This is a genomic window from Streptomyces zhaozhouensis (genome assembly GCF_900230195.1).
In the GTDB taxonomy this organism is placed as follows: Bacteria; Actinomycetota; Actinomycetes; order Streptomycetales; family Streptomycetaceae; genus Streptomyces; species Streptomyces zhaozhouensis.
This window is the reverse complement of the sequence record NZ_OCNE01000015.1, coordinates 1-16,536: the sequence shown is the minus strand read 5'-3', so window position 1 is coordinate 16,536 and position 16,536 is coordinate 1. Positions and strand designations below refer to the sequence as shown.

The 16,536-nt window shown below is 71.0% G+C and carries 8 protein-coding genes, 1 tRNA gene and 1 rRNA gene; 1 reads left to right on the top strand and 9 read right to left on the bottom strand.

What is annotated here, in order from left to right; translation table 11 throughout:
* Nucleotides 1-47: 47 nt before the first annotated feature.
* From CRP51_RS19725 to CRP51_RS19695, 7 genes are all read right to left on the bottom strand, one after another.
* Nucleotides 48-626, bottom strand: a complete 579-nt coding sequence (locus tag CRP51_RS19725) for a CinA family protein (RefSeq protein WP_097232602.1) — start codon at nucleotides 624-626, stop codon at nucleotides 48-50.
* A complete protein-coding gene (gene pgsA / locus CRP51_RS19720; protein WP_097232601.1) occupies nucleotides 616-1,254 on the bottom strand; it encodes a CDP-diacylglycerol--glycerol-3-phosphate 3-phosphatidyltransferase in 639 nt (212 codons plus the stop codon). Before pgsA ends, CRP51_RS19725 begins: the two co-directional genes overlap by 11 nt.
* A complete protein-coding gene (gene rimO / locus CRP51_RS19715; protein ID WP_097232600.1) occupies nucleotides 1,251-2,762 on the bottom strand; it encodes a 30S ribosomal protein S12 methylthiotransferase RimO in 1,512 nt (503 codons plus the stop codon). The genes pgsA and rimO overlap by 4 nt, the downstream gene beginning before the upstream one ends.
* A 51-nt stretch (nucleotides 2,763-2,813) precedes the next feature.
* Nucleotides 2,814-3,629, bottom strand: coding sequence for a helix-turn-helix domain-containing protein (locus CRP51_RS19710; protein WP_245880689.1), 816 nt, complete (start codon nucleotides 3,627-3,629; stop codon nucleotides 2,814-2,816).
* A 177-nt stretch (nucleotides 3,630-3,806) separates the two neighbouring features.
* Nucleotides 3,807-6,506: a DNA translocase FtsK gene (locus tag CRP51_RS19705; RefSeq protein ID WP_097232598.1), complete on the bottom strand. Its 2,700-nt coding sequence runs from the start codon at nucleotides 6,504-6,506 to the stop codon at nucleotides 3,807-3,809.
* Nucleotides 6,507-6,607: 101 nt separating this feature from the next.
* Complete coding sequence (locus tag CRP51_RS19700) at nucleotides 6,608-7,285, bottom strand: response regulator (protein WP_097232597.1); 678 nt, start codon at nucleotides 7,283-7,285, stop codon at nucleotides 6,608-6,610.
* 385 nt (nucleotides 7,286-7,670) lie between these two features.
* Nucleotides 7,671-13,112 carry a hybrid sensor histidine kinase/response regulator gene (locus CRP51_RS19695; protein WP_245880700.1) on the bottom strand — a complete coding sequence of 1,814 codons (5,442 nt, stop codon included), beginning with the start codon at nucleotides 13,110-13,112 and terminating at the stop codon, nucleotides 7,671-7,673.
* 360 nt (nucleotides 13,113-13,472) lie between these two features.
* On the opposite strand from CRP51_RS19695, the gene CRP51_RS19690 reads away from it, so the two are divergent.
* Nucleotides 13,473-16,082 (top strand): SpoIIE family protein phosphatase, encoded by a 2,610-nt coding sequence (locus CRP51_RS19690; protein WP_170970615.1) that lies wholly within the window; start codon nucleotides 13,473-13,475, stop codon nucleotides 16,080-16,082.
* Between the two features lie 123 nt (nucleotides 16,083-16,205).
* On the opposite strand, the gene CRP51_RS19685 is transcribed toward CRP51_RS19690, so the two are convergent.
* Nucleotides 16,206-16,278: transfer RNA gene (locus tag CRP51_RS19685), tRNA-Thr, on the bottom strand.
* A 5-nt stretch (nucleotides 16,279-16,283) separates the two neighbouring features.
* Nucleotides 16,284-16,400 (bottom strand): 5S ribosomal RNA (rrf, locus tag CRP51_RS19680).
* Nucleotides 16,401-16,536: the final 136 nt, after the last annotated feature.

Sequence of the window (16,536 nt, the reverse complement as noted above, 5' to 3'; positions counted from 1 at the left end):
CGTACCGCTTCGGACTCCCCCCGCGCGGGGAGCGATGTCTTGTTCACTCAGGGCTGCAAACATCCATCCTCTCCGTTCTGTTCCGTATCCCGGCCCGGGTCCCGGTCCGCTCGGAAGTCCGCGTGCAGCAGCTCGTTCCGCAGCAACGCGAGCACGGCCCGCGCGCTCTCCGCGCGGATCGCGGCCCGATCACCGCGGAGACTCAACCGCTGAGCCACGACTCCCCCCTTCCCCGGCGCCGAAACCGCGACGTGCACCGTGCCCACCGGCGCCCCGTCCTGCGGCTCGGGCCCCGCGACCCCGGTGGTCGCCACGCCCCAGTCCGCGCCCAGCAGCCGCCGGACGCCCACCGCGAGCTGGCGGGCGACCTCCGCGTCCACCGCGCCCCGCTCGTCGAGCAGCGCGCCGCTGACACCCAGCACCTCACGCTTGACCTCGGAGGCGTAGGCCGTGACCGAACCCCGGAACGCCCGGGAGGCCCCGGGGACGTCGGTCAGCGTGGCCGCCACCAGCCCGCCGGTCAGCGACTCGGCGACGGCGAGCGTCTGGCCGCGTCCCACCAGTATGCCCAGCACCTGTGACACCAGGGGCGCTTCCTCCGCCGCCTTTCCGCCATTACCGCCCATCGGTCCGCTCCCTCGCCAGCCCCCGACGTCGCAGGACCACCGCCTGCCGGACGTAGTCCAGCCCCGTCGCCACCGTCAACACGACCGCCAGCGCCATCACCCACCAGCGCAGGGTGGCCAGCGGGCCGGTCAGCGCCAGTATGTACATCCCGACGGCGATGCCCTGGGTCAGCGTCTTGAGCTTCCCACCCCGGCTGGCCGGAATCACCCCGTGCCGGATCACCCAGAACCGCATCAGGGTGATCCCCAACTCCCGGACCAGTATGGTCGCCGTCACCCACCACGGCAGGTCGCCGAGGAGCGAGAGGCAGACCAACGCGGCCCCCATGATCGCCTTGTCGGCGATCGGGTCCGCGATCTTGCCGAAGTCCGTCACCAGGTTGTGGCGCCTGGCGAGCTCGCCGTCGAACAGGTCGGTGATCATGGCGATCGAGAACGCCGCCCATGCCAGCGAACGCCAGGCCGGGTCGTGCCCGCCGCCGGCGAACATCAGCAGGACGAAGCCCGGGACCAGCAGCAGCCGGACCATGGTCAGGATGTTGGCGATGTTCCACAGACCGGGCGCGGCGGCACGCGCGCGATCAGCCGTCCTGCCGCCCCCGGCGGCCGAGGCCGGCGTGGATGTCACCTTCCCGCCTCCGCGACGCCGGGGTCGGACACCGGCGCGATCTCGGCGAACAGGTCGACTCCCTGCGATCCCACGACCCTGGCGGGGACCAGGTCCCCGACGGCCGGCGACTCGTCGCCCTTGCCGACGAGCAGCACCTGGCCGTCAGTCTCGGGCGCCTGGTGCGCGCCGCGCCCCACGGCCACCACCTCGCCGGGCGCGCCCGTGACATCGGTCTCCTCGTCGACGCCCACCGACTCGACCAGCACGAGCGCCTCCTCGCCCAGCCGCTCCTCGGCGCGCTGCGCGATCAGCTCGTCGGCCAGCCCGGAGACCCTGGCCAGCCGCTCCGCGACCACCTCGGGCGCCAGCTTGTCCTCGTACCCGGCCGCCTCGGTACCGTCCTCGTCCGAGTACCCGAAGACGCCTATGGCGTCCAGCCGCGCGCCGGTGAGGAAGCGTTCCAGCTCGGCGAGGTCGGCCTCGGACTCGCCGGGGAAGCCGACGATGAAGTTGGAGCGCACGCCGGCGTGCGGCGCCTTGTCCCGGATGGTGGCGAGCAGCTCCAGGAAGCGGTCGGTGTCGCCGAACCTGCGCATCGCACGCAGCACCCCGGGCGCCGAGTGCTGGAACGACAGGTCGAAGTAGGGCGCGACCTTCTCCGTCCCGGTCAGCACGTCGATCAGCCCGGGCCGCATCTCGGCCGGCTGGAGGTAGCTCACCCTGATCCGCTCCAGCCCGTCCACCTCGGCCAGCTCGGGCAGCAGCGTCTCCAGCAGCCGGATGTCTCCCAGGTCCTTGCCGTAGGAGGTGTTGTTCTCGGAGACCAGCATGATCTCCCGCACCCCCTCCCCGGCCAGCCAGCGCGCCTCGTTGAGCACGTCGGAGGGGCGGCGGGAGATGAAGGAGCCGCGGAAGGACGGGATGGCGCAGAACGAGCAGCGGCGATCGCAGCCGGAGGCGAGCTTCACGGAGGCCACCGGGCTGGTGTCCAGCCGGCGCCGCAGCGGGGCGCGCGGCCCGGAGGCCGGGGCGAGGCCGTCGGGCAGGTCGCTGATCGCGCCGTGGCCGGGCAGCGCCACCTCGGTGCCCTGCCGCTCGGCCGGGCTGATCGGCAGCAGCTTGCGCCGGTCGCGCGGCACGTGCGGGGCGTGCGTGCCGCCGGAGAGGATCGTGTTGAGCCGTTCGGAGATGTCCGCGTAGTCGTCGAAGCCGAGCACGCCGTCCGCCTCGGGCAGCGCCTCGGCCAGCTCCTTGCCGTAGCGCTCCGCCATGCAGCCGACCGCGACGACGGCCTGGGTGCGGCCGCCGCCGTCCTTCAGCTCGTTGGCCTCCAGCAGGGCGTCGACGGAGTCCTTCTTGGCGGCGTCGACGAAGCCGCAGGTGTTGACCACGGCGACCTCGGCGTCGGCCGCGTCGTCCACCAGGTCCCACCCGTCGGCGGCCAGCCGGCCGGCCAGCTCTTCGGAGTCCACCTCGTTACGGGCGCATCCAAGGGTGACGAGGGCAACGGTGCGGCGTTCGGACATGCCAACAAGCCTACTTCGTTCCCGGCGGCCCGCCCGTCGCGGGCCGCCCGGTCAGCCCTCCTCCGGGTCCCCCACGGTGTAGCTGAGGCGCTGGACCTGCCCTGGCTCGAAAACGTCCTCGATCTCGCTGCCGTTCACGTGCAGCTTGACGGCGCCCGCGTTGCCCAGCACCAGGTCGATCTGCTCGTCGTCGGTGAAGGTCTCGGAGGCGCCGTCCTCCAGGTTGCCCTCGAAGAGGACGCCGCCGCTGCTGTCCTTGACCGAGATCCAGCTGGTGCCCTCCATGGTGACCCGGACCGTCACCTTGTCCGCCGGCACGCCGGCCACGGCGGACTCGGTGGGGGCCTCGGGCTCGGTCGGGTCGGCGCCCTGGCGCTCGGGGCCGTCGCCGCCCGGGGAGTCCGCGCCCGGCGTCTCGGTGCGCTCCGCGACCGATCCGCCGCCGCCCTCCTCGTCGTCGCCCGCGGAGAAGAAGGTGAAGCCCACGAAGCCGATCACGACGACTATGGCCGCGACCATCGCCGCCGTCCAGTTGGGACGGCGCGGCTCGGGACGGATGCGCTCGGCCTCGAAGAGCGGCCCGCTGGGCAGCGACTCGTCGTGGTGGCCGTGCTGCGCGTTGTACAGCTCGATCAGCTCCGCCGGCTCCAGGCCGACCGCCCGCGCCAGGGTCCTGACGTGCCCGCGCGCGTAGACGTCGCCACCGCAGCGCGAGAAGTCGTCCGCCTCGATGGCCCGCACGATCGGAACGCGCACCCGGGTGGCCGAACTGACCTCGTCCACGGTCAGCTTCGCGTCGATGCGCGCCTGCTGGAGGGTACGACCGACGGAAGGCCGGTCCTTGGCTTTCTCGTTGCCGTTGGACACGGGGGCGCCTTTCGAGCGTGAAGCCACGTGCTGTGCTTATCAGTCTAGGGGGGTCCGAAAAGGAACGGGCAACCGGGCGGGCGCATTCTGTCCGCCAACGGGATGGCGTCCCCCGGCCGCTCCCCCACGGGGGGCGGGCCCGGGTGGGTGCCCTCCGTGAAGTCGGCCCCTAAGCTGCTACTCCCCACGAATCAGCGCGAGCACACCATCGAGTTCGTCCGGCTTGATGAGCACGTCCCGCGCCTTCGAACCCTCGCTCGGCCCGACCACGCCGCGCGACTCCATCAGGTCCATCAGCCGGCCGGCCTTGGCGAAACCCACCCGCAGCTTGCGCTGGAGCATGGACGTCGAGCCGAACTGCGTCGAGACCACCAGCTCGGCGGCCTGGCACAGCAGGTCGAGGTCGTCGCCGATCTCCTCGTCGATCTGCTTCTTCTGCTTGGTCCCCGTCGTCACGTCCTCGCGGAAGGTCGGCGCCATCTGCGCCTTGCAGTGCTCGACGACCTGGGCGACCTCCTCCTCCGTGACGAAGGCGCCCTGCATCCGCGTCGGCTTGTTCGCCCCCATCGGCAGGAAGAGCGCGTCGCCCTTGCCGATCAGCTTCTCCGCGCCCTGCTGGTCGAGGATGACCCGGCTGTCCGCCAGCGAGGAGGTCGCGAACGCCAGCCGGGAGGGCACGTTGGCCTTGATCAGACCGGTGACCACGTCCACGCTCGGCCGCTGGGTCGCCAGCACCAGGTGGATGCCCGCGGCCCTGGCGAGCTGGGTGATGCGCACGATGGCGTCCTCGACGTCGCGCGGCGCCACCATCATCAGGTCGGCCAGCTCGTCGACGATCACCAACAGGTACGGGTACGGCGCCAGTTCGCGCTCGCTGCCCTCCGGGACCTTCACCTTCCCGGCGCGCACCGCCGCGTTGAAGTCGTCGATGTGGCGGTACCCGTACGCCGCCAGGTCGTCGTACCGCAGGTCCATCTCGCGCACCACCCACTGGAGCGCCTCGGCGGCCCGCTTCGGGTTGGTGATGATCGGGGTGATCAGGTGCGGGATCCCCTCGTACGCGGTCAGCTCCACCCGCTTGGGGTCGACCAGGACCAGCCGCACCTCCTCCGGCGTCGACCGCATCATGATCGAGGTGATCAGGCAGTTGACGCAGGACGACTTGCCGGAACCGGTGGCGCCGGCGACCAGCATGTGCGGCATCCGTGCCAGGTCGGCCGTCACATAGCCGCCCTCGACGTCCTTGCCGAGCCCGACCAGCAGCGGGCGCCCGTCCCCCATGGCGTCGGTGGTGCGCAGCACGTCCCCGAGGTTGACCATCTCGCGGTCGCTGTTGGGGATCTCGATGCCGACGGCCGACTTCCCCGGGATCGGGCTGATGATGCGCACGTCCGGGCTGGCCACCGCGTACGCGATGTTCTTGGTCAGCGCGGTGATCTTCTCCACCTTGACGGCGGGGCCCAGCGAGACCTCGTAACGGGTGACCGTCGGCCCCCGCGTGAAGCCGGTGACCCGGGCGTCGACCTTGAACTCGGTGAAGACCGTGCTCAACGACTCCACCACCGCGTCGTTGGCCGCGCTGCGGGTCCGGCCGGGGCCGCCCCTGCTCAGCAGCTCGACGGAGGGCAGCGAGTAGCTGATGTCGCCCGCCAGTTGGAGCTGCTCGGCGCGCGGCGGCAGGGGCTCGGCGGGGTCGGGCGCCGGCTTGGTCAGGTCGGGCACCCCGCCCGTCGCCCCGTGCGCGGCCGACTCCCCGGCGTCCGGGGGCGTCGCCCCCGTCGCCTTGCGACGCTCCCCGGCCGAGATCCGGCTGCTGATGTCCGCGACCGAGGGCGAAGGCGGCACCCCGTGCAGCACCGCGCCGTCCAGCGCCGCGGCGGCCTCCGCAGCCACCTCCAGCGGGTCGGAGCCGGAGCGGCGTGCACCCCGGCGCTTGCGGCGCGACTCCAGCGCGCGCTTCTCGGCGTGCGCCCCGCTGAGGCCCGACGCGGGCGCGCCCTGCCCCACCGACCAGTCCGTCTCGTCCGGCTCCGGCGCGTCGTCCCACTCGTCCGGGTCCCCCCGCCGCCGCCCGCGCGGGGCGCGCTCCACCGGCCGGTCGTCGATCCCGTCGTGCGAGGACCGACCCGAGGGCTCCCACACCCCGAGCCTCGTCAGCCCCTGCCCCAGCCTGCGGGGGATCGCGTTGACCGGCGTCGCCGTGACCACCAGCAGCCCGAAGACCGTCAACAGCGTCAACAGGGCCATCGCCAGCGGCTCGCCCATCGCCAGGATCAACGGCCGGGAGGCGGCCCATCCGATGTGGCCTCCCGTGTCCCGCAACGCCTGGGCGCCCTCGCTGCGCCCCGGGGCACCGGTGAAGACGTGGACCAAGCCCAGCACGCCGATGAGCAGCGCCGTCAGGCCGATGACGATCCGGCCGTTGGCCTCCTCCCGCTCGGGGTGGATGAACAGCCGCACGGCGACGAAGCCCAGCAGCACGGGGAAGACCAGGTCGAGCCGGCCGAGCGCCCCGGTGATCAGCATGGTGACCAGGTCGCCGACGGGCCCCTGGAGGTTGGACCAGGTGCCGGCCGCCGCGACCAGCGCCAGGCCCAGCAGCAGCAGCGCCACGCCGTCCTTGCGGTGCGCGGGGTCCAGGCCCTTGGCGCCGCGCCCTATGCCGCGCAGCACACGGCCCAGCGGGCGCGCCAGCCCGAGCCACACACCGCGCACGACGCGCATCGCGAGGTTCCTGGGCGGCGCCGGCTTCGGGGGCGGCTTCTTCGCCGACGCCTTCTTGGCGGCGGACTTCTTCGCCGGCGCCTTCTTGGCGGGCGCCGGCTTCCGGGCACCGCGCGCGCCGGCGGAACCCTTGCCGGAGGTGGATGGGGCCATGGGGGTGAGGCTACCGGGGTCTGGCAGCCGGGGCACGGAACACGTGCCCCGAACGCCCACCGACCCCGGCGGACGGCCGGCCGCGACCGGCCGACAGCCTGTCAACCCTGATGGGACTCCACCGACTTGGGTTCGGCCGACCCCGGCTGCAACGCGTCCAGCGCCCGCCGCAACCCGAACAGCTTGCGCTCCAGATGGGCGGCCGTGGAGACCGCGGCGCCACCGCCCGACTCGGCCAACTCCTTGGACAGCGCCTCCGCCTGCTCCTCGGCGGCCGCCAACCGCGCGGACAGCTCCGGCAGCAGCCCGCCCGCGCCCCGGTCGCCCTCGCCCTGCGCCTGACCGGCGTCCAACTCCCGGCGCAGCAGCACGGCCTGCTCGTGGAGCTGCACGTTCTTCATGTGGAGATCGACGAAGACCGAGACCTTGGCACGCAGCACCCACGGGTCGAACGGCTTCGAGATGTAGTCGACGGCACCCGCCGCGTAGCCCCGGAACGTGTGGTGGGGACCGTGGTTGATCGCCGTGAGAAAGATGATGGGAATGTCGCGGGTGCGCTCACGGCGCTTGATGTGGGCCGCGGTCTCGAAGCCGTCCATCCCCGGCATCTGGACATCCAGCAGGATGACCGCGAAGTCCTCTGTGAGCAGCGCCTTGAGCGCTTCCTCCCCTGACGACGCCCGGACCAGTGTCTGATCGAGCGCTGAAAGGATCGCCTCCAGCGCAAGCAGATTCTCGGGCCGGTCATCGACCAGGAGGATCTTGGCCTTCTGCACCATGGCCCGTCCTCCTCGCCCCTGCGGCGCCCCGGAGGCGCCGCCGTCGTGGACGGCACCCTCACGCCGTCCGGTCCTGTGCCGGACATGTTGACATCACCGCTGGCGCCACTGCCAGCAGACCCCGGTTGTCGCCCCAAACGTGCGACAACGTCGGGAACCCCCGCGACTCACACGAGAGGCTGACAACGCTCCGGCTGCGACCTCGACCGTACCGGCAGTAACTCGTTCGCCCGTCCAGCACTCAACGCTCAGACCAACGGGTGATTGGTGCATCGCGCTGCGTCACGATAGCACGCCCCCGAAAGCCCCTGCGAACTGAACTGCGCGCAACGGGAAAACGGTTGCTCACCCCGGATGGTTCCACATCCGGGATGAGCGTGACAGATCATTCCCCGCCGCCGTTGTCGACCCACTCTGCCATCACCGAGAACAGCTCCGCGACATCCACCGGCTTCGTCACGTGCGCCGAGGCCCCCGCCTGGATGGTCTTCTCCAGGTCGCCCTTCATCGCCTTCGCCGTCAGCGCGATGATCGGCAGCTTGGCGAACTGCGGCATCTTGCGGATCGCCTCGGTCGTGGCGTAGCCGTCCATCTCCGGCATCATGATGTCCATCAGGACCAGCATCACGTCCTCGTTGGACTCCAGGACCTCGATGCCCTCCCGCCCGTTCTCGGCGTAGAGCACCACGATGCCGCTGCCCTCCAGCACGCTGGTCAGCGCGAAGACGTTCCGCACGTCGTCGTCGACGATCAGCACCTTCCGGCCCTGGAACTCCCTGCGGTAGTCCCTCGGTTCCGCCGAGGCCGGCACCACCTCGCCGGTCACCTCCGCCGCCGGCTCCGCCTCGGCCGCCCCACCGGACTCCTGCCGGTCCCGGCCACGGTGGCGCCTGGTCAGCGACTCCGCCGCCTCCTCCGCGGCCGCCGACGCCCGCCGGCGCTGCGCCTCCGCGTCACCGACCGCGCCGGGCACGACGGGAAGCGCGCCTTCCGCCCCGTCCTCCGCCTCCGCCTCCTCCTCGGGCGCCGCCAGCAGCGCCTTGATGCGGTTCTTCGGCCGCGGCGGCAGCGCCCGCGCCCCCTCCGCGCCCCCCTGCCCCGGCGTCAACTGCCCGTAGCCGGGCGGCGGCAGCTCCGCCGGCTGGAGCGGCAGGAAGAGCGTGAACGTCGACCCCCGCCCCGGCTCGCTCGCCGCGTGGATCTCGCCGCCGAGCAGCCGCGCGATCTCCCGGCTGATCGACAGCCCGAGCCCCGTGCCCCCGTACTTGCGGCTCGTCGTGCCGTCCGCCTGCTTGAACGCCTCGAAGATCACCCGCATCTTGCTGGCCGCGATACCGATCCCGGTGTCCGAGACCGCGAACGCGATCAGCTGCGCGTCCGCCGAAAGCACCGAGCCGTTCTCCAGCATCTGCTCCCTGATCGAGTCCGGCACCTCGCCGCCCGCCGGCCTGATCACCAGCTCCACCGCACCGGTCTCGGTGAACTTCACCGCGTTCGACAGCAGGTTCCGCAGCACCTGGAGCAGCCGCTGCTCGTCCGTGTTCAGCGTGGACGGCAGCTCGGGCGAGACCCGCACCGAGAACTCCAGGCTCTTCTCCGCCGTCAGCGGCCGGAACGACGCCTCGATGTAGTCCACCAGCTGCACCAGCGCGATCCTGGTCGGGCTGACGTCCATCTTGCCCGCCTCGACCTTCGACAGGTCCAGGATGTCGTTGATCAGCTGCAACAGATCAGAGCCCGCGCCGTGGATCGTCTCGGCGAACTCCACCTGCTTCGGCGACAGGTTGCCCTCCGCGTTGTCCGCCAGCAGCTTGGCCAGGATCAGCAGCGAGTTCAGCGGGGTGCGCAGCTCGTGCGACATGTTCGCCAGGAACTCCGACTTGTACCGCATCGAGACGGCCAACTGCTCGGCACGCTCCTGGAGCCCGCGCCTGGCCTCCTCGATCTCCGAGTTCTTCACCTCGATGTTGCGGTTGGTCTCCGCGAGCAGGTCCGCCTTGTGCTTCAGCTCCGCGTTGGACTCCTGAAGCGCCTTCCGCTGCCGTTCCAGCTCGCCCGAGCGCTCCTGGAGCTGCTCCGCCAGCTCCTGCGACTGCTCCAGCAGCATCTCGGTCCTGGTGTTGACGCTGATCGTGTTGACGCTCGTCGCGATCATCTCGGCCATCTGGCTCAGGAAGTCGCGCTCGATCTGCGTGAACGGCTTGAACGACGCCAGCTCCAGCACGCCCAGCACCCGGCTCTCGAAGAGCACCGGCAGCACGATCCCGTTCACCGGCGGCGCCTCGCCCAGCCCCGAAGAGATCTTCAGATAACCGGGCGGGGTCGGCCCGACCTCGATGGGACGACGCTCCTCCGCCGCCGTCCCGATCAGCGACTCCCCCGGCCGGAAGGACATCGCCTGGCTGCCCGCCGCGTACCCGTAGGACCCGATCATCCGCAGCTCGTAGTCGCCGCCCTCGCCCGGACCCGCGACCACGTCCCGGTCCCCGTCGGCGGGAACGGCCAGGAAGAACGCCCCGTGCTGCGCCGTGACCGCCGGCGCCAGCTCGCTCATGATCAGCCGCGCCACGTCCTTCAGATCCCGCCGGCCCTGCATCAGCGCCGAGATCCGGGCCAGGTTGCTCTTCAGCCAGTCCTGCTCCTTGTTGGCCAGCGTGGCCTCGCGCAGGTTGCTGATCATCGTGTTGACGTTCTCCTGGACCACCAGGATCTCGCCGGCCGCGTCGGTGTCGATCCGCACGCTGTGATCGCCCCTGGTCACGAACGTCGCGACCCGGGCGATACCGCGCACCTGACGGGTCAGATTGCCCGCCATCTCGTTCACCGAGTCGGTCAGGTCCTTCCAGGTACCGGCCACCCCCGGCACCCGCGCCTGACCACCCAGCTGGCCCTCGGTACCCACCTCGCGGGCCACCTTGGTCACCTGGTCGGCGAAGACCGACAGCTGCTCCACCATCGTGTTGAGGGTGTCCTTCAACTCCAGGATCTCGCCCCGGGCGTCGATGTCGATCTTCCTGGTCAGGTCTCCCTTGGCGATCGCCGTGGTGACCTGCGTGATGTTGCGCACCTGACCGGTCAGGTTGGACGCCATCGAGTTGACCGACTCCGTCAGGTCCTTCCACGTGCCGGAGACCCCGGGCACCTTCGCCTGCCCGCCGAGCCGGCCGTCCGTGCCCACCTCGCGTGCCACCCTGGTCACCTCGGCGGCGAACGACGACAGCGTCGTCACCATCCGGTTGACCGTGTCGGCGAGCTGCGCGACCTCGCCGCTCGCCTGCACGGTGACCTTCTTGGACAGGTCGCCGTTGGCCACCGCCGTCGCGACCTCGGAGATGTTCCGCACCTGACTGGTCAGGTTGCGGGCCATCAGGTTCACGTTGTTGGTCAGGTCCTTCCACGTCCCCGACACCCCGCGCACCTGCGCCTGGCCGCCCAACTGCCCCTCGGTGCCCACCTCGCGAGCCACCCGCGAGACCTGCTCCGCGAACGAGGACAACTGGTCCACCATGGTGTTGACGGTGGTTACCAGCTCCAGGATCTCGCCCCTGGCGTCCACCGTGATCTTCTTCGTCAGGTCACCCCGCGCGACCGCGGTGGTCACCTCCGCGATGTTCCGGACCTGCGACGTCAGGTTGTTGGCCATGCTGTTGACGGACTGCGTCAGGTCCTTCCAGGCGCCCGCGACGCCGTCCACCCGCGCCTGGCCGCCCAGCCGGCCCTCGGTGCCGACCTCGACGGCCACCCGCGTGACCTGCTCGGCGAAGGACGACAACTGATCGACCATCGTGTTCAGCGTGTCCTTGAGCTCCAGGATCTCCCCCTGGGCGTCCACGGTGATCTTCTGCGACAGGTCACCGCGGGCGACCGCCGTCGCGACCCCGGCGATGTTCCGCACCTGGTCGGTCAGGTTCGACGCCATCCCGTTGACGGAGTCGGTCAGGTCGCGCCACACACCGGCCACGCCCGGCACCTGGGCCTGGCCGCCGAGCCTGCCCTCCGTGCCCACGTCCCGCGAGACCCTGGTGACCTGGTCGGCGAAGAGCGACAACTGGTCCACCATGCGGTTGACCGTGTTCTTCAGTTCGAGGATCTCGCCCCTGGCGTCCACCTCGATCTTCTGCGACAGGTCACCCCGCGCCACGGCGGTGGTCACCTGCGCGATGTTCCGCACCTGGTCCGTCAGGTTGTCGGCCATCTGGTTGACCGAGTTCGTCAGGTCCTTCCACGTCCCCGACACCCCGTCCACCTGGGCCTGACCACCCAGCCTGCCCTCGATACCCACCTCGGTGGAGACCCGTGTCACCTGCTCGGCGAACGAGGAGAGCTGGTCCACCATCCGGTTCACGGTGTTCTTCAGCTCCAGCATCTCGCCGGAGACATCCACCGTCACCTTCTGCGACAGATCACCGTTCGCCACCGCCGTCGTCACCTGAGCGATGTTGCGGACCTGACCGGTGAGATTCCGGAACGCCGTGTTGACGGAGTCCGTCAGGTCCTTCCAGGCCCCCGCCACCCCCAGCACCGACGCCTGCCCGCCCAGGGCGCCCTCGTCGCCGATCTCCCGCGCCACCCGCGTGACCTGCGACTGGAACGACGACAGCTGGTCGACCATCGTGTTCACGGTGTTCTTCAGCTCCAGCATCTCGCCGGAGACATCCACCGTCACCTTCTGCGACAGATCACCGTTCGCCACCGCCGTCGTCACCTGAGCGATGTCCCGCACCTGATCCGTGAGGTTGCGGAACGCCATGTTGACCGAGTCGGTCAGGTCCTTCCAACGCCCCGAGACACCCGGCACCTTCGCCTGGCTGCCCAGCGTGCCCTGCGTGCCGATCTGCACGGCCGCCGCCGTCACCTCGTCGGCGAAGCCGCGCAGCGTCTCCGTCATCCCGTTGATGGTCTCCGCGAGCTGGGCCACCTCGCCCCGCGCGTTCACCATCACCCGCTGCGCCAGGTCGCCGTCGGCCACCGCGGTCGTCACCCGGGCGATCTCCCGGACCTGGTCGGTGAGGTTCCCCGCCATCAGGTTCACCGAGTCCGTCAGGTCCTTCCAGACCCCCGAGACCCCGTCCACCCGCGCCTGGCCGCCCAGCTGCCCCTCGGTGCCCACCTCGCGGGCCACCCGCGTCACCTCGGACTGGAACGAGGACAGCTGGTCGACCATCGTGTTGACGGTGTTCTTCAACTCCAGCATCTCGCCGGCCACATGGACCGTGACCTTGCGCCCCAGGTCACCGTCGGCCACCGCCTTGGTCACCACCGAGATGTCCCGCACCTGCGCGGTCAGCCGCGACGCCATCGTGTTGACGGACTCGGTCAGGTCCTTCCACGTGCCGGAGACCCCCGGCACCCGGGCCTGGCCCCCCAGCTTGCCCTCGGTGCCCACCTCGCTGGCGACCCGCGTCACCTCGTCGGTGAACTCCGACAGCTGGTCGACCAGCCCGTTGACCGTCCGCCCCACCTTCAGGAACTCGCCCCGCAGCGGGCGGCCGACCCCCGAGTCCGACTGGGCGCGCAGATCCATCCGCTGTCCCAGGTCGCCCTCGGCCACCGCCGTCAACACCCGGCCCACCTCGGAGACCGGCCGCCCCAGGTCCTCGACCAGGTCGTTGGCGTCGTCGATCGCCTTGGCCCAGGCGCCCTCGCACAGCCCCGTCTCCATCCGCTCCGAGAGCTTCCCCTCCCGGCCGACCACCCGACGCACCCGCGTCAGCTGCCCGGTGAGCTGGAGCCCGCGGTCGGCGACCTCGTTGTAGACGGCGGCGATCTCGGCCATCGGGCCCTCGCCGGCGACCGTCAGGCGCTTGCGCAGATGACCGTCCCGCATCGACTCCAGAGCCGAGAGCAGTCGGTTCAGCGCCGCGGCATCCACCTCGACGGTGGCACCCGGCCGGGGCTTCACCGCCCGGCCTCGCCGCTGGCCTCGCGACACTGCTCCGTCAGACACCACTGTGTCCCTCCCACGGGGGTCGATCATCTCGCCCTGCACTGCACATCGGGCCCTCCCAGTGTTTCACTCCGGAAGGACCGGGCGATAACAGTTCGGCAGCATCGCATACCACCGATTTGCCGGTCAGGGGGAATTCGGTGGACGCACCGTCCGCCGAGCCGCCGGACGTCAGTAACCTGGGCACCCGAGCAGCCCACGGCACCCGAGTGTGCCGAGAACGACCATTGGGGGAGTGACGTGATCACCGCGCGCGCTGCGGCCACCTTCGAGCCGGTAGGACGCTCGGTCGCGACCGCGCGGGGCTTCGTCCGCGACACCCTCCAGGGTTGGGGCCTCGCCGAGCTCATCGAGGACGCCGTCGTCCTCACCAGCGAACTGGTCACCAACGCGGTGGTGCACGCCGGCACCTCCGCCGAGGTCCGCTGCCTGCGGGACGAGCAGGGCGTCCGCGTCGAGGTCGTCGACCGCCATCCGGAGCGCGAGCTGCCGCTCGCCGAGGTTTCCCGGGGCCGCGTCGACCTCAACAGCGAGGGCGGCCGCGGCCTGATGCTCTGCGCCGCGCTGGCCGACCGCTGGGGCGTCGACTACACGACCACCGACAAGTGCGTGTGGTTCCGCCTCGCCCAGCAGACCGTCGCCGTCGGCACCCGCACCGCCGGCCCCATCCTCCCCGCCGACCTGCTGCCGGAGACCGACGCCAGGGTCCGCGTCGCCGTCGTCGAGGTCGACCGCGTCGACGCCATCACCAGCTGGAACGACGACGCTCAGCAGCTCTTCGGCTACACGGCCGAGCAGGTCGTCGGCAAGCCGCTCGCCGACCTCGCCGCCTGGCCGCAGACCCCCGGCACCGGCACCGGCATCGCCGAGGCCCTGCTGCTCTCCCGCTGGGAGGGCAGCTACGGCGTCCGCGACTCCCAGGGCCGCACCGTCCCCGTCTACGCCTGCCACCTGCGCATCCGCGACGCCCACGGCGAGCCCTCCACGGTCTGCCTGATCGTCCGCGACCACGAGCGCGCCATCCTCCAGAGCCCGGTGCGGCTGCCGTCGCACGGCGGCAACGGAGGCGAGTCGCGCGACCGCACCGGCGACTCGCTCGACGCCCTCATCGGCTCTCCCCCGCCGGACGACCTGGACGGCCTGCTCCAGCGGACCGTGGAACGCGCCCGGGACATGCTCGACGGCGACGCCGCGTTCCTGCTGCTCGCCACGGACGACGAGACCGAGCTGGAGGTCCGCGCGACCACCGGGCTGCCCTCGGCACGCCAGCGCTTCGCCCGCGTGCCCGTGGAGACCGGCAGCGGGCGATACGGCTCCGCCAGGATGCCCTCGGTCCACCCGGACCTGGCGCACACCCCGGGTGCCGTGCCGCTGCTGTCCGGCACGGGGATGCACGCGGTGGTGACCGTCCCGCTGAAGGTCGAGGGCCGGCTCACCGGCTCCCTGGGCGTCGCCTCCGAGACCCCCGAGCGGTTCAGCAACGAGGAGGCGCTCCGTCTCCAGTTCGCCGCCGACCGCATCGCCCTGGCCGTCGAGTCCGCCAGGCTCACCGAGCTGGAACGGCTGCGCAGGGGCTCGCTCGCCTTCCTCGTCGAGGCGTCCGAGCTGCTCGCCGGCACGCTGGACCGCAACCAGACGCTGGCGCTGATGGCCCAGATGACCGTCCCCACTCTGGCCACCTGGTGCGCCGTCTACACGATCCCCGAGCCGGGCTCGGAGCCCGTGCTCTCCTACGTGCTGCACGAGGACGAGGAGCGGATCGACGGCATCAAGGCCCTGTTGGAGCGCGTCGAGGCGCCCGCGCCGGATCTCGCGCTGGGCGTGCGCCCCTGGAACGCGCCCTCCGACGCAGCGCGCAACACCGCCCTGCGCACCTCGCTGCGCAGCCTCGCGCTCGGTGGGCGCTCTCCCTCGGAGACACCGGGCACCAGCCTCACGACGGCGCAGGCCGTCGGCGGTGAGACGGTGGTGCTGCCGCTGGTCGCGCGGAACCGGGTGATCGGGCTGCTGGCCCTCGGCAAGCCGACGGACGAGCGGTTCCGTCAGGACATCCTGGAGCTGGCCGAGGACCTCTCGCGCCGGGCCGCCCTGGCGCTGGACAACGCCAGGCTCTACAGCGAGCGGACGGCGATCAGCCAGTCCCTGCAACGCAGCCTGCTGCCCCCGGAGTTGCCGGCGATCGACAACGTCGAGGTGGAGGTCATCTACCGCGCCGCCGGGGAGGGCAACGAGGTGGGCGGCGACTTCTACGACCTGTTCCCGATCCGCGAGGGCGTCTACGGCTTCGCCATCGGCGACGTGTGCGGAACGGGCCCGGAGGCCGCGGCCGTGACGGGGCTGGCGCGGCACGCGCTGCGGCTGCTGGCTCGCGAGGGCCTCGGCGGCCCCGCGGTGCTGGAGCGGCTCAACGCGGCGATCCTGGAGGAGGGCCCGCGGGCGCGCTTTCTCACGCTGCTGTACGGGGAGTTGTGGCCGCAGCCCTCGGGCGGCGCGCTGCTGAAGATGGTCTGTGCCGGCCACCCGTTGCCGATGCGGCTGTCTCCCGACGGCACGGTGGAGTCGGCCGCGAGCCCCCAGCCGCTGCTCGGCGTGATGGACGACCTGGAGCTCTTCGAGCAGACGGCGACGCTGGACCCGGGCGACGTGCTGCTCTGCGTCACGGACGGCGTCACCGAACGGCGGGAGGGCACCCGGATGTTGGGCGACGACGGCCTGGCCGACGTGCTGAGCAACTGCACCGGGCTCACCGCCGGCGCCGTCGCCGCGCGGGTGCTGCGCGCGGTGGAACGCTTCGCCTCGGACGCCCCGTCGGACGACATGGCCATTCTGACGCTGCGTATCCCCGAGTAGTCCGAAAACAGGAAAGGGCCGAACCACGTATGGTTCGGCCCTTTCGTATGTGAGGTGCCGTGGGTCTCCATGGCCCACGCGAAAACCCCCGCCGAATGGCGAGGGTTTTCTCTGAACGCTATGAGCCCCAAAACGGAATCGAACCGTTGACCTTCTCCTTACCATGGAGACGCTCTGCCGACTGAGCTATTGGGGCGATATGTCCGGCGGCGTCCTACTCTCCCACACGGTCCCCCATGCAGTACCATCGGCGCTGAAGAGCTTAGCTTCCGGGTTCGGAATGTAACCGGGCGTTTCCTCTCCGCCATGACCACCGGAACACCCTGAGGGACATTCCTTCGGCAGCCAGCCAGAAAAAACACAGTGGACGCGAGCATCTATGGACAAGCCCTCGGCCTATTAGTACCGGTCAACTCCACCTATCACTAGGCTTCCATCTCCGGCCTATCAACCC